At 68.5% G+C, this 12,850-nt stretch carries 13 protein-coding genes; 8 read left to right on the plus strand and 5 right to left on the minus strand.

Annotation, left to right across the window (positions count from 1 at the left end):
- Window positions 1-25 precede the first annotated feature (25 nt).
- Entirely contained in the window at window positions 26-1,024 is a 999-nt protein-coding gene (locus tag GVY64_RS13920) for an SMP-30/gluconolactonase/LRE family protein (RefSeq protein WP_159841379.1), read from the minus strand.
- Between the two features lie 117 nt (window positions 1,025-1,141).
- Here GVY64_RS13920 and GVY64_RS13925 point away from each other — a divergent pair, with 117 nt between their 5' ends.
- On the plus strand, window positions 1,142-1,594 hold the full coding sequence (locus tag GVY64_RS13925; RefSeq protein WP_201298007.1) for a MarR family winged helix-turn-helix transcriptional regulator: 453 nt from the start codon (window positions 1,142-1,144) through the stop codon (window positions 1,592-1,594).
- 43 nt (window positions 1,595-1,637) lie between these two features.
- On the opposite strand, the gene GVY64_RS13930 is transcribed toward GVY64_RS13925, so the two are convergent.
- Entirely contained in the window at window positions 1,638-2,810 is a 1,173-nt protein-coding gene (locus GVY64_RS13930) for an MFS transporter (protein ID WP_159841381.1), read from the minus strand.
- Between the two features lie 46 nt (window positions 2,811-2,856).
- Here GVY64_RS13930 and GVY64_RS13935 point away from each other — a divergent pair, with 46 nt between their 5' ends.
- The 4 genes from GVY64_RS13935 (at window position 2,857) to GVY64_RS13950 (ending at window position 6,048) form a co-directional block, all read left to right on the plus strand.
- Window positions 2,857-3,177: an ArsR/SmtB family transcription factor gene (locus tag GVY64_RS13935; protein ID WP_201298008.1), complete on the plus strand. Its 321-nt coding sequence runs from the start codon at window positions 2,857-2,859 to the stop codon at window positions 3,175-3,177.
- A 206-nt stretch (window positions 3,178-3,383) separates the two neighbouring features.
- Window positions 3,384-4,202 (plus strand): HAD-IIA family hydrolase, encoded by an 819-nt coding sequence (locus GVY64_RS13940; RefSeq protein ID WP_159841383.1) that lies wholly within the window; start codon window positions 3,384-3,386, stop codon window positions 4,200-4,202.
- A gap of 307 nt (window positions 4,203-4,509) precedes the next feature.
- On the plus strand, window positions 4,510-5,142 hold the full coding sequence (locus GVY64_RS13945) for a TetR/AcrR family transcriptional regulator (protein WP_236566818.1): 633 nt from the start codon (window positions 4,510-4,512) through the stop codon (window positions 5,140-5,142).
- Window positions 5,143-5,190: 48 nt separating this feature from the next.
- Window positions 5,191-6,048 (plus strand): alpha/beta hydrolase family protein, encoded by an 858-nt coding sequence (locus GVY64_RS13950; protein ID WP_159841385.1) that lies wholly within the window; start codon window positions 5,191-5,193, stop codon window positions 6,046-6,048.
- Here GVY64_RS13950 and GVY64_RS13955 read toward each other — a convergent pair whose 3' ends face one another.
- Together GVY64_RS13955 and GVY64_RS13960 are read right to left on the minus strand one after the other, a co-directional pair.
- On the minus strand, window positions 6,049-8,106 hold the full coding sequence (locus GVY64_RS13955; RefSeq protein WP_159841387.1) for a prolyl oligopeptidase family serine peptidase: 2,058 nt from the start codon (window positions 8,104-8,106) through the stop codon (window positions 6,049-6,051).
- Between the two features lie 33 nt (window positions 8,107-8,139).
- Window positions 8,140-8,682 carry an AMIN-like domain-containing (lipo)protein gene (locus tag GVY64_RS13960; RefSeq protein WP_159841389.1) on the minus strand — a complete coding sequence of 181 codons (543 nt, stop codon included), beginning with the start codon at window positions 8,680-8,682 and terminating at the stop codon, window positions 8,140-8,142.
- 220 nt (window positions 8,683-8,902) lie between these two features.
- On the opposite strand from GVY64_RS13960, the gene GVY64_RS13965 reads away from it, so the two are divergent.
- From GVY64_RS13965 to GVY64_RS13975, 3 genes are all read left to right on the plus strand, one after another.
- Window positions 8,903-9,877: a dipeptidase gene (locus tag GVY64_RS13965; protein WP_236566819.1), complete on the plus strand. Its 975-nt coding sequence runs from the start codon at window positions 8,903-8,905 to the stop codon at window positions 9,875-9,877.
- A gap of 163 nt (window positions 9,878-10,040) precedes the next feature.
- On the plus strand, window positions 10,041-11,444 hold the full coding sequence (gene lpdA / locus GVY64_RS13970) for a dihydrolipoyl dehydrogenase (RefSeq protein WP_159841393.1): 1,404 nt from the start codon (window positions 10,041-10,043) through the stop codon (window positions 11,442-11,444).
- 127 nt (window positions 11,445-11,571) lie between these two features.
- Window positions 11,572-12,279, plus strand: coding sequence for a polysaccharide deacetylase family protein (locus GVY64_RS13975; RefSeq protein ID WP_159841395.1), 708 nt, complete (start codon window positions 11,572-11,574; stop codon window positions 12,277-12,279).
- A 120-nt stretch (window positions 12,280-12,399) separates the two neighbouring features.
- On the opposite strand, the gene GVY64_RS13980 is transcribed toward GVY64_RS13975, so the two are convergent.
- Window positions 12,400-12,828 carry a PPOX class F420-dependent oxidoreductase gene (locus tag GVY64_RS13980; protein WP_159841397.1) on the minus strand — a complete coding sequence of 143 codons (429 nt, stop codon included), beginning with the start codon at window positions 12,826-12,828 and terminating at the stop codon, window positions 12,400-12,402.
- Between the last annotated feature and the right edge of the window lie 22 nt (window positions 12,829-12,850).

A 12,850-nucleotide genomic window follows, 5' to 3' on the forward strand; every position in this document is an offset into this window, starting at 1 on the left:
TGGGCCGGCTTCCGGCGTTCCGGCGTCAGATGCCGTCGAGGGTGACGACGGCGAACGGCGTCTTCGGGCTGCCGGGGCCCATCGGACCGCCCTTGTCGAACTGCGAGGAGACGATCAGGGTCCGGTCACCGGCGCGGGCCAGGGTCGTCGGGATGGCGAGCGCGTCGTCGCTGCGCTGCCGGTCCAGCGTCGCGGTGGTTCCGTCGCCGGAGACGGTCCAGCGGCTGATCGTGTTCGTGGTGTTGTGCGCGGCCCACAGTGTGCCGTCGCGCAGGTCGAGTCCGTCGCCTTGGCGGAGATCGCCGCCACGCAGGGTGACCTTGCCGATCGGGCTCGCTTCCGGCGACAGCGCGATCCGGTACAGGTCGCCGCGCGGCATGTCGACGGTGAGCAGATAGCGGCCGGCCGGATCGGCGACGATGCCGTTGAGGCTGAAGCCGCCCGGCTCGATCGGCGGCAGCGCGGAGCGTAGGTCGAACTGCGGGCTCAGTTCTGCGCGCCCGCCCTGCGCTCTGGCGGCGGCCAGTTGGTCCTGGGTGACGCGATAGACGACCGCCCGCGTGCTGTCGGTCAGATACGCCGTGCCGTCCGGGGTGAAGGCGAGATCGTTCACGAAGCGGGGATCGCTTCCGGGCACGGTGAAGTCGGCGAGCAGGGCACGGGTCGCGACGTCGTATACCGCGACGCCGGTGGTCGAGTCGGTCACCCACAGCCGCCCCACGGCGTCGACTTTCAAGCCGTTGGCGGTCTTGTGGTTGCCTGCGCCTTCGGGCAGGAAGACTTCGGCGCGCCGGGCGTCCGGGGTCGCTCGGTAGACGGCGCCGGTGGTGTACGAGCCGACGTAGAGGTCGCCGGTGCGCGCGTCGACCGCGATGCCTTCCGGGTATACGCGGTCGCCGGGGAGTTCGTACGCGGTGTGGACGGCGGCGCTGGGCGTGTCACCGGCGCCGCACGCGGCGAGCGTGACGCAGGCGCTCGCCGCTGCCAGGGTCGACAGCAGGCGGTGGGGAAGTGCGTGGGGCATCGAGATACGAGTCCGTTCTATTTAATACATTCACATTGAAAAACGTCTATGAATCTAAGTTAGAACTCTAATAACCGTCAAGGTTCATACGATAAGACGCACGGATACCATGCGGTTATGACGTCGTTGCCCGCCGCCCAACGGATCGGCTCGTATCTCAAACGTGCCGAGCAGTCCCTCAACACGGCCAAGAACGCCGCGTTGAAACCGGCGGGTGTCACCGTGCCGCAGTACGCCGCACTGCTGTTCCTCGCGGAGAATCCCGGCATCTCGGCCGCCGCCCTGGCCCGGCTCTGCGGCGTCACCCCGCCGTCGATGAACACCGTGCTGGGCAATCTGCAGGATCGGGGGCTCATCGAGCGCACGCCGCACCCGTGGCACAAGAACGTCCTGGAGACCACGCTGACCGACAAGGGCGCGGCGGTGATGCGCGACGCGGACGTCCGTGCGGTCCGGGTCGAACGGGCCCTCGCCGAGGAGTTCACCGACGCCGAACGGGCTACGTTGCAGGACTTGCTGACTCGATGCGCGGACCGGCTGGACTCGATCCGCCCCGGTCCCGCCGCGTAGCGAAGAGTGGCGCGACCTGGGGTCGCGCCCCTCTCGGGTCGGGTCAGGCTGGAACCGGAATGGCGGTCGGAGACTTGATCTTCGCGAGCGCGAGCGCGAGCGCCAGGCAGGCGATGAGCGTGGAGGTCCACGGCAGCCACTCGGCGCCGTGGGATTCCAGCACGGTCGCACCGATGATCGACCCGAGACCCGCGCCGAGGTAGATGGCCGATCCGTTCAGGCCGAGGGCGACGGTGGGCGCGTCGTGGGCGATGCCGAAGAGGCGGTGCTGCTGCGGGACCAGGATCGCCGAACCGAACAGCCCGGTGACGGCGAGTACGACGAACACCGCCCATGCGGCATGGACGGCCACGCCGAGCAGCGCCAGGCCGGCCAGCGCGCCCGCGAGCCCGACGATCAGCGTGCGCCGCGGGCCGTAGCGGTCGACCGCCCGACCGGCCTGCGCGTTGCCGATGACCTGGCCGATGCCCATGGCCAGCAGCAGCCAGGCGAGCATGGTCTGCGGCACGGAGGCCGCGACCACGACCGGCAGGTAGACCACGGTGGTGTAGACGGCGGTGATCTGCGTTGTCGTCACGATCAGCACGCGCAGCACCGGCGGCCGGGTCAGCACACCGATCCGGTCGCGCAGGCTCGTGCTCGGCAGCGTCACCCGCGGCAGGAGCAGCACGAGTACCGCTGCTACCGCCCCGCCCAGCGCGATCCCCCACAGCACGCCGCGCCAGCCGACCCAGCGTTCGGCGAAGATGCCGATCGGCACGCCCGCGACGCTGGACAGCGTGATGCCCGCGGTCACGATCGACAGCGCCCGTCCCCGGTGGGCGTCATCGGCTACGACGCCCGCGACGGCGAACGCGTTGGCCTGAAAAGCCGCCGCCCCGATCGCCGCCACGACGCGCGCCGCGGCCATGATGCCGAAGCTTTCCCCGGCGGCCTGCCCGATCATGCCGATGACGAAGAGCGTGGCGCCGCCCCCGAGTACCCAGCGGCGATCCCAGGAGCCGGTCGCCGCGGCGATCACCGGGGAGGCGAGGGCATAGGTCCAGGCGAACATCGTGGTCAGCTGCCCGGCGGTGGCCACCGAGACGTGCAGGTCGGCGGCGATCAGCGGTAGCAGGCCGCTGAGTACGAAGCCGTCGGTGCCGAGCACGAAAGTGCCCACGGCGAGCGGAAGGAGCGACCGATAGAGATTGTTCGATGGTTGTCGAAGCATCATAGAAAGAGAGTCGGATATGATTCGATTGTTGTCAAACGATCGGAGAATGGAGATGCGCCCGCTGCCGCAGCCGAGCACCGCCGACATCGATCTGGTCCGAGTGCTCAGCGCCCTCGCCGACCCGGTCCGGCTGGAGCTGGTGCGCGCGCTCGCCGGGGAGCGCGAGCCGCTGAGCTGCAATGTTCGGGAGTTCGACGTGGAGATCACCGCGGCGACCGCCTCGCACCACTGGAAGGTGCTGCGAGACGCGGGCATCACGACGACCTTCGTCTCCGGCCGCAATCGGCTGGTCGAATTACGGCGCGACGACCTGGAGCAGCGCTTCCCCGGCCTACTGGACGCGGTCATCACCGGCGCTCAGCGCTGACCCGCCCGCCGCGCGCGTCCCCGGCCGGTGCGGGGCACGAGAAACCCTGCCGCCGTGGGCACTCGACCCCGGGCCGCCTCGCAGTCGGCCTCCGGCATCAGTGATCGTTCGGGCAGGGGTTCGTCGCGCAGCCTGCACGGCGCGGCTGTGGGTCGCCGACGGGCGTTCGGCGTGCCCGGCGGGCGTGCCGGTCGTACGCTGAAGCCATGCCGGACCGGATCCGAGGTGTGCTCTACGACATCGACGGCGTCCTGGTGACCTCCTGGCAGGAGATCGAGGGCGCGGCCGCCGCGGTGCGCCGGATCCGGGAGAGCGGACTGCGCCGCGCCTTCCTGACCAACACCACTTCACGCACCTGTGGCGAGATCGCGAAGCGTCTGTGCGACACGGGTATCGAGGTCGAGCCCGCCGAGATCGTCACTGCCGCACGGCTCACCGCCGAGTTCGTGCGCGATCGCCATCCCGGAGCCGCGGTCTGGGTGCTCAACCACGGCGATATCACGGCGGACCTCACCGGCCTGACGCTCGACGACGAGCACCCCGACGTGGTCGTGATCGGGGGCGCCGGGCCGGAATTCGATCACGCCGCGCTGAGCCGCGTGGCGGAACTGATGCTGGACGGCGTGCCCGTCGTCGCGATGCACAGCGGCCTGACCTGGGCGACGGCGGACGGACTTCGCGTCGACGCGGGCGTGTACCTGCCCGGACTGGAGGCGGCGGGCAACGCGCGCATCGAAGTGGTCGGCAAGCCCGCCGCGCCCGGCTTCCGGACCGCCGCGGCGTTGATGCGGCTGGACCCGGCGGAGGTCGTGATGGTCGGTGACGATCTGTATTCGGATGTGCTTGCGGCGCAAGACGCCGGGTTGACCGGAGTGCTGGTGCGCACAGGTAAATTCCGACCGGGGGTGCTGGCGTCGGCCGACCGCGCGCCCGATCACGTCATCGATTCCGTGGCCGCGCTGCCGGAATTGCTGGCCCGGCAAGCGGGGTCGGGCGAACCTGCCGTAACCGACGAATCGGAATGAAACAAAAAATTCTACAGTTTCCCTCTAAAATTGCCCGCAATCGTGGCGCTGCTGGGTATCGTCTGTTCCGGCAAATAGCCAGTGACAAGGAATGTCTCACGGACAGATCGGAGTTGCCGGATGCTCGATTCGCTGATGAGCGTGCTTGTGCGCAAACTACTATGGTCGCCGGGCTTCGGCTCGGCGACCGATCAATGAGGTAGCAACTGCTCAGCCAACTTTCGGCTAACCCTTTGTCGGTCGAGGGTTGTAACGAAGGGCCCGATCCATGACGATGAGTTCGGGCCCTTCTGTATTGTCTGCCCCAATGTCACAGGATGCGAATACGGGTCGAATGTATGCCGGGCAACCCGTGGAGGACCGGCAGCGTCAGCGGCGTGCGCGTTTTCTGGAGTCAGGCCTGACGGTCTTCGCGCGCGACGGCTACGCCAATAGTTCGGTCGGCGCCATCTGCAAGGACGCCGGACTCTCCTCGCGACAGTTCTACGAGGAGTTCACCGGTCGCGAGTCCCTACTCCTGGAGCTGTACGAGCAGATCGACCGGGAGTCGCGGGACGCGGTGAAGAAGGCGTTGGACGCCAAGTCCGGCGCGAAGTCGCTGGAGGTCATCGACGCGGCCGTCCGCGCCTACGTCGAGTCGATCGGATCCGATCCACGCAAGGCGCGCGTCGCCCTCGTCGAAGTGGTCGGCGCGGGCCCGAAGGTGGAGAAATTCCGGCTCGCGGTGCGCCGGGAGTGGGGTTCGCTGCTGGCCGGCGCCGCAGAGGACGCCGCGTTGCACGGTGAGATCCCCGCGGGCGACTACGAGATGCGGATGCTCGCCATCATCGGCGGCGTCAACTACGTGGTGGACTCCTGGAGCGGCTCGGAGCCGCGCCCGCCGCTCGACGACGTGATCCGGGTGCTGAGCAGGGTGATCATCGGCGCGGTGCGCGCCTAGCGTTCCGGTCCGCGGGATCGGCGGTGACGAGCGCGGTACCGTGCGGGGATGCAGACAGTTCCGATCCAGATGCCGGACGGCACCACGGTCCCGGTGCGGTTGATCCCCGCCGGGGGCGCGCACCGGCACCCGGTCACCCCGGATACGCCGCGCCCGGTGCTGGTCATCGTGCCCGGCCTCGGGGTTCCCGCGGGTTACTACGAACTGTTCGCCGAAGGCCTGGCGGCGCGCGGGTTCGACGTGGCCATCGGCGAGCTGCGCGGCAACGGCGACAGCAGGCCGAAGCCGAGTTCCGCCAGCACGTACGGCTACCACGAGCTCGTCTCGGTGGACTTCCCGGCGATTTTCGAGGTGGTCCGCGAGCAGTTCCCGGACAGCACGCCGTATCTGCTCGGGCACAGCATGGGCGGCCAGCTCGGCGTCATGTACGCCGCGCGCATCCGCGGCAGGCTCGGCGGGCTCGTCCTGGTCGCGTCCGGCACGCCGTATTACCGCGGCTACCGCGGACTTTCGGGGCCGGGCATGCTGGTCGGCACCACGGCCATCTCGCTGACGGCCAACCTGGCCGGCTTCTGGCCGGGCGACCGTGTCTCGATGGGTTTCGGCCGCCAGTCCAAGGTGTTGATCTCCGACTGGGCCCGGCTGGCCCGCACCGGCCGGTTCGTCCCGGTCGGCGCGGACATCGACTACGAGGAGCGCATCGCGCGGCTGAAGCTTCCGGTGCTGTCCATCACGATGACCGGCGACGACCTCACCCCGACCAGCTCCGCCGAACACCTGCTGGAGAAGCTGCCCAATGCCGAGGTGACGCGCTGGCGGCAGCCCGAGCCGCTGGGGCACAACGGCTGGATCCGCCAGTACACCAGCACCGTCGACCAGATCGAGAAGTGGCTGCGCGACCGTTGATCAGGCGCGGCGTTCGATCAGCATCTGGGTGAAGAACTCGTAGATCAGCGCCGCCTGGAAAGCCGACTGCTTGTTGTCGGCCGCGCCGCCGTGGCCGCCTTCGATGTTCTCGTGGTACCAGACCTCGTGGCCCTGTTCCTCCAGCAGCGCTGCCATTTTCCGGGCATGTCCGGGGTGCACCCGGTCGTCCCTGGTAGAGGTGGTGATCAGGATCGGCGGGTAGGCGCGGTCGGCGCGAGCGTTCTGGTAGGGCGAGTACTTGCCGATGTACTCCCAGTCCTCCGGCTTGTCGGGGTCGCCGTACTCGGCCATCCAGGAGGCGCCCGCGAGCAGCAAGTGGTAGCGCTTCATGTCCAGCAGCGGCACCTGGCAGACGATCGCGCCGAACAATTCGGGGTAGCGGGTCAGCATCACGCCCATGAGCAGTCCGCCGTTGCTGCCCCCGACCGCGCCGAGCTGGTCCGCGGTGGTGATGCCGCGCGCGACGAGGTCCTTCGCGATCGAGGAGAAGTCCTCGTACACCTTGTGCCGGTTGGCTTTCTGCACCGAGGTGTGCCACTGCGGCCCGTACTCGCCGCCGCCGCGGATGTTCGTCATCACCCAGGTTCCGCCGCGCTCCAGCCACCCCATGCCCGACGCGCCGCTGTAGGCGGGCGTGCGCGATACCTCGAAACCGCCGTAACCGGACATCATCGTCGGCCCGGGGAAGCCCTCGCGGTCACGATGGCGGATCACGAAGTACGGCACCTGGGTGCCGTCGTCGGACGTGGCGAAGAACTGCTCGGTCACCACGCCGTCGGCGTCGAAGAACCCGGGCTCCTGCTTGAGCCGCTCGGTGCGCTCGCCGACCGCGCCGGTCAGCAGCGTGGCCGGAGTAGTGAATCCGCTGGTGTTGAGCATGAACTCGTCGCCGTTGTCCAGCGGGTCGAGGTTCAGCACGCTGGTGGTGGCCATCGGCGGGGTGTCGGCCAGCGGCTCGCGGCGCCAGCCGTCCGTCCCCGGTGTCAGCACGTGGAGCTTGGTCTGCACGTCCTCGAGCGTGACCAGCAACAGGTGGTTCTCGGTCCAGCCGTAGCCGTGCAGCGAGGTGTGCGCGTCCGGGGTGAAGAGCACCTCGAAATCACGGTCGCCGGCCAGGAACTTCTCGAAGTCGGCGGCCAGCAGCGCGCCCGCGGGGTAGCTCGCGTCGCCGACTTCCCACGGCGACTTCAGCCGCACCAGCAGCCAGTCCTTGTACCAGGATTCGTCGGCGTCGCTGGGGAGGTCCAGGTACCGGAGCGTGCCGTCGGCTTCCAGCAGGTAGACCTCTTCGTTGAAGAAGTCGGTGGCGCGGCCGACGTAGTGCCGTTCGTAACCCGGAGTGCGGTCGTAGCCCGCCGACACCGCGACATCGCCGCTCTCGCCCTCGAAAACAGTGGTCGCGTCGGCCAGGGCGGTGCCGCGACGCCAGCGTTTCGCGATCCGCGGGTATCCCGAATCGGTCAGCGAACCGGGGCCGAAGTCGGTGCCGACATAGACCGAGTCGATGTCGATCCAGCGGATCTCCGACTTCGCCTCGGGCAGGAAGAAGCCGCCGTCGGCCGGCTCGACGAACACCCTGCGCTCGAGGTCGAACTCGCGGACCACCTTCGCGTCCGCACCGCCTCGCGAGAGGCTGATCAGCGCGCGGGACTGTTCCGGGCGCAGCACCGCCGCCCCGCCCCACACCCAGTTCTCGTCCTCGGCGGCGGCCACCGCGTCCAGGTCGATCAGCACGTCCCAGTCCGGCGCGTCTTCGGCGTACTCGGCGAGCGTGGTGCGCCGCCAGAGGCCGCGCGGATGCTCGGCGTCGCGCCAGAAGTTGTACAGCCAGCGACCGCGCCGCGCCGGGTAGGCGATCTTGGTGTCGGTGTCGAGCATGCCGAGGATGCGACGCTCCAGATCGCGGAAGCGATCGGAGTCGGCGAACCGGGCGCGCACTACCGCGTTGCGCGCGCGAGCCCAGTCGAGGGCGCGCTCGTCGGTCACTTCTTCCAGCCAGAGGTAGGGATCGGTCACGTTCCGCTCAACGCCGCTCATCCCCACATTGTGGCCGAGCGGCGCGGCGCGGGTTCACCAGGAGTGCGCTACGTCGACCACGACGCGCGATCCGCCGCCTGGACCGGTGAGGGTGGACACCTGGAACGGCAACCGGGCGCGCGTGCCCGCGCCGATCGTGGTCTGGCCCTCGAAGGAGCCCGCCCAGGCCACTTGCCGGAAGGTCCGGTAGTCCCGCACGTCGGCGAGCTCGGCCCGGTTCGACGGGTTGTAGGTGGGGGTGAACGAGTCGTCGTAGGCGGCGGCGTTGAGGGTGATGCTGAGGAACGCCCCGCCGCGCAGCGGAACGAGCGCTCCGGAGCCGTCCATGACGACCCGCTCGACGTAGCCGACGTGATAGCCGGTCACCGGTCCGGCGACGTCGAACACCAGGCGGTCGAAGCAGTCGTGCCTGCCGGTGCGGACACCGGTGAGCGGCGCGAGTGAGCGGGCTTGGCTGGTCTTGGGGATCGAGCCCCAACCGGACGCGCACGCCGGGGCGGCGGACGCCGGGGCGGGCGCGATCCAGAGACCGGCGAATGTCACGAAGGAAAACAACAGCAGAAGTAAGCGACGCATGGTCGCACCGCCTTCGGGGCACGGGAGGATTGATGTACTTCATGCATCGGTCCAGGTGGGTGCCCTGTTACGGCGATGACGACGAAAGGTGTTGGCCGATACGGCAACTCGGCAGCTACGCGAAGCCGGCTGCGCCGGCCGTTCGCCGCGTGCCGATGCTCGCTCGATGCGGACAGTAGGATCGCTGCTTGCGAGGCCGGTCCGACCAGGAGGTTCGAGGTTGCCACCCTTCCTGTGGGAGCAGCACTGCTGTCTGCCGCTGACGCCCGCCGCGCGCATCGGCGACCTCGCTCGTTACCCGGCCGGATCGTATTTGTCGGTGAACGTCGGATACTCCCGGCAGTCGACCGCCGATTCGCTGGCGCTGCTGGAGCGATTTCGCCGGGCTGCTCTGACCGACGGCCGGTTTCATCTGGTCGACAGCGTCGACGACATCGGAGCGCAGGGCGCCATCGCGCTCGCTTTCGACTTGGAGGACTCCGGCCCGCTCGGCGGCGATCTGGACAACGTCGCGCGCTTCGCCGAACTCGGCGTGCGGTCGCTGCTGCCCGCCTACAACCACGCCAACGCCGCGGGCTGTGGATGCCTGGACACCGAGGACACCGGCCTCACCGGATACGGGCGCGACCTCGTCCACGCGCTCAACGAAGCCGGTGTCTTCGCCGACGGCTCGCACTGCTCCCGGCGCACCGGGCTGGAACTGGCCGAGCTGAGCGTCGTCCCGATGATCTACAGCCACTCCAACTTCGCCGCGCTCTGGGACCATCCGCGCAACATCACCGACGACCAAGCGCGCGCCTGCGCCTCGGCCGGGGGCGTGATCGGGATCAACGGCGTCGGCATCTTCCTCGGGCGCAACGCGGCGGGCCAGCGCGCCGAGCGGATCGCGGCGATGGCGCGGCACATCGAGTACGGCGCGGAACTCGTCGGCATCGAGCACATCGGCATCGGCTCGGATTACTCCTTCGACGCCGAGGACTTCAACGCCGAGATGGCGCACAATCCGGGTGCTTTTTCCGAGGCATACACCAAATATGGTCCTTTGCAATGGGTCCCACCAGAGGACCTGACCGGCGCCTCCGAGGTACCCGGCCTCGACGAGGCCCTGGCCGCCCGCGGCTTCGGCCCCGCCGACCGAGCCGCGGTCTTCGGCGAGAACTTCCGCCGCGTCGCCCGCCAGGTCTGGCGCACCTGAGCCGTTTCATGCGAGGCGGAACGGCTGCTCAGGCGGCATGGTAGGACCGTCGGGGCGAGTAGTTCTTCCCGGTCGGGGGAAGTTCTGTATTCGGTGTGGTCCATGCCTCACAGTTGTGGGGTACGGGTGCGTGAAGTTTGCGCCGCGGAGTTAGGCTCGGGGCGTGACTTCCCACTACGATGTCGTCGTTCTCGGTGCTGGTCCCGGCGGATACGTCGCCGCGATCCGCGCCGCTCAACTCGGCCTGCGAACAGCGATCGTCGAGCAGAAATACTGGGGTGGTGTGTGCCTGAACGTGGGCTGCATCCCGTCCAAGGCGCTGCTGCGCAACGCCGAGCTCGCCCACATCTTCACCAAGGAGGCGAAGACCTTCGGCATCTCCGGTGAGGTGAACTTCGACTTCGGCGTGGCCTTCGATCGCAGCCGCAAGGTCGCCGACGGGCGGGTCAAGGGCGTCCACTTCCTGATGAAGAAGAACAAGATCGACGAGTTCGACGGCAAGGGCACCTTCACCGGCCCGAACTCGCTTTCGGTCGAGCTCGGCAAGGGCGGCACCGAGTCGATCACGTTCGACAACGCGATCATCGCGGCGGGCACCGTTACCAAGTTGCTGCCCGGCACCCGGCTCAGCGCCAACGTGGTCACCTACGAGGAGCAGATCCTCACCCGTGACCTGCCGGGCTCGATCCTCATCGTCGGCGCGGGCGCGATCGGCATGGAGTTCGGCTACGTCCTGAAGAACTACGGCGTCGACGTGCGCATCGTCGAGTTCCTCGACCGCGCGCTGCCGAACGAGGACGCGGACGTCTCCAAGGAGATCACCAAGCAGTACAAGAAGCTCGGCATCACCATCACCACCGGTGCGGCCGTGCAGTCCATCGAGGACGACGGCGCCAAGGTCACCGTCGCGATCAAGGACAACAAGAGCGGCTCGATCGAGACCGTCACCGTCGACAAGGTGCTGCAGGCCGTCGGCTTCGCTCCGCGCATCGACGGCTACGGCTTGGAGACCACCGGCGTGGTGGTCACCGACCGCGGCGCGATCGGGATCGACGACTACATGCGCACCAACGTGCCGCACATCTACGCGATCGGCGACGTCACCGGCAAGCTGCAGCTCGCGCACGTCGCGGAGGCGCAGGGCGTGGTGGCGGCCGAGACCATCGCGGGTGCGGAGACCGTCACCCTCGGCGACTACCGGATGATGCCGCGCGCCACCTTCTGCCAGCCGCAGGTCGCCAGCTTCGGCCTGACCGAGCAGCAGGCGCGCGACGAGGGCTACGACGTGAAGGTCGCGACCTTCCCGTTCACCGCCAACGGCAAGGCGCACGGCCTCGGCGATCCGACCGGTTTCGTCAAGCTGATCGCCGACGCCAAGTACGGCGAACTGATCGGCGGGCACCTCATCGGCCCGGACGTCTCCGAACTGCTGCCCGAGCTCACCCTCGCGCAGAAGTGGGACCTGACGGTCAACGAGCTGACCCGGAACGTGCACACGCACCCGACGCTCAGCGAGGCCCTCCAGGAAGCCTTCCACGGCCTGGCCGGCCACATGATCAACTTCTGATCCGGTCGCGGATACAGGGCGTGCGGTCGCTGATCGCGCGCCCTTTTGCGCTGTCCGGCAAGAGTTTCCGCACCAGTAGCGAAGTCGGCGGTCGGCACGGGCGCCGGCGGTCTGCTATACAGCGTGCATGCTTCGCAGGTGGCTGATCGGAAGTGTGCCGGTGCTCGTCGTGGTGGTGCTGCTGGGGACGGGCACCTTCTATCTGACGAAGGCGCGCACCTTCCAGCTGGCCGGTCACGTCGTGAGCAGGGTGGACACCGACGCCAGGGTGGTCGCGCTGACTTTGGACGACGGACCGTCCGACCGGGCCCCCGAAGTGTTGCGCGTCCTCGCCGAGGCGCAGGTACCGGCCACTTTCTATCTGAACGGGCGTGATCTCGCCGCGCACCCGGAGTACGGCAGGGCGATCGCCGCTGCGGGCCACGAGATCGGCAACCACACCTATTCGCATCGCCGGATGGTCTTCGTCACGCCCGCTACGGTTCGTGACGAGGTGGAGCGCACCGACGCCGAGATCATGCGGACCGGCTACGTCGGCCCCATCACGTTCCGCCCGCCTTACGGCAAGAAGTTGTGGGTGCTGCCGCACTACCTGGCCGAGCACGACCGGGTCACCGTGACGTGGGACGTGGAGCCCGATTCGGGCAAGGCGGGCGCGACGGCGGACGACATCGTCGCCGAGATCCTCGGCAAGGTCCGTCCTGGCTCGATCGTCCTGCTGCACGTCATGCACGGGAACGCCGAGCCGTCGATCGCCGCCATTCCCCGCATCGTCGCCGAATTACGCGCCGCCGGTTATCAATTCGTCACGGTTTCCGATCTGATGTCGCGCTGATCCGCGCCGAGTCGACTGGCCGGAAGTGCCTCCGACGCCGATTTCGCCGTCGCCGACTACTGCCCGATCGCCGACCATGGACGACTCGGTCGGCGAGTTCATGCCGCACAGTCCGTTCGGCTAACCGGCGACCGGAAGCATCCCGTAGGCGTGCGTCGGCGTGAACAGCACCAGGGCGCGCCGGTCGGCGACCATCGCGTCGCGGTACTCGTCCCAGTCCGGGTGCTCGCCGTTCGCGGTGCGGTAGTAGTCGACGAGCGCGTCGACGGCGGGGTCGTCGGGCGCGGCGGCGACGGGGGTGAGTTCCACCGTGCCTTCGAGCACGGCATAGGCGAAGAAGTCCGCGCGGGTCACGTGCAGCGCCGCCCACGGGTCGCGGACGAGGTTGTGATACTTCGCGCGGTCGGCGGTGATCGAGATGCGTATGCGGCCGTCGTCGCCGACGACGTGCAGCACGTTGGACAATTGCGGCCGTCCGTTGCGGCGGATCGTGGTGAGCACGGACCTGCGGTGATCGCGGGCGAAATCGACTGCGGCGGCGAGTTCCATGCCCGTGTAACCCCTGGCGCGG

The organism is Nocardia sp. CY41, from assembly GCF_009829325.1.
In the GTDB taxonomy this organism is placed as follows: Bacteria; Actinomycetota; Actinomycetes; order Mycobacteriales; family Mycobacteriaceae; genus Nocardia.

Excerpts from the sequence above, each read along its gene's own strand:
- GVY64_RS13975 (WP_159841395.1), top strand. The coding sequence starts at position 11,572 with ATGCTTCGCAGGTGGCTGATCGGAAGTGTGCCGGTGCTCGTCGTGGTG.
- GVY64_RS13925 (WP_201298007.1), top strand. The coding sequence starts at position 1,142 with ATGACGTCGTTGCCCGCCGCCCAACGGATCGGCTCGTATCTCAAACGT.
- GVY64_RS13945 (WP_236566818.1), top strand. The coding sequence starts at position 4,510 with ATGTCACAGGATGCGAATACGGGTCGAATGTATGCCGGGCAACCCGTG.
- GVY64_RS13960 (WP_159841389.1), bottom strand. The coding sequence starts at position 8,682 with ATGCGTCGCTTACTTCTGCTGTTGTTTTCCTTCGTGACATTCGCCGGT.
- GVY64_RS13955 (WP_159841387.1), bottom strand. The coding sequence starts at position 8,106 with ATGAGCGGCGTTGAGCGGAACGTGACCGATCCCTACCTCTGGCTGGAA.
- GVY64_RS13980 (WP_159841397.1), bottom strand. The coding sequence starts at position 12,828 with ATGGAACTCGCCGCCGCAGTCGATTTCGCCCGCGATCACCGCAGGTCC.
- GVY64_RS13940 (WP_159841383.1), top strand. The coding sequence starts at position 3,384 with ATGCCGGACCGGATCCGAGGTGTGCTCTACGACATCGACGGCGTCCTG.
- GVY64_RS13920 (WP_159841379.1), bottom strand. The coding sequence starts at position 1,024 with ATGCCCCACGCACTTCCCCACCGCCTGCTGTCGACCCTGGCAGCGGCG.
- GVY64_RS13950 (WP_159841385.1), top strand. The coding sequence starts at position 5,191 with ATGCAGACAGTTCCGATCCAGATGCCGGACGGCACCACGGTCCCGGTG.
- GVY64_RS13930 (WP_159841381.1), bottom strand. The coding sequence starts at position 2,810 with ATGATGCTTCGACAACCATCGAACAATCTCTATCGGTCGCTCCTTCCG.
- GVY64_RS13935 (WP_201298008.1), top strand. The coding sequence starts at position 2,857 with ATGGAGATGCGCCCGCTGCCGCAGCCGAGCACCGCCGACATCGATCTG.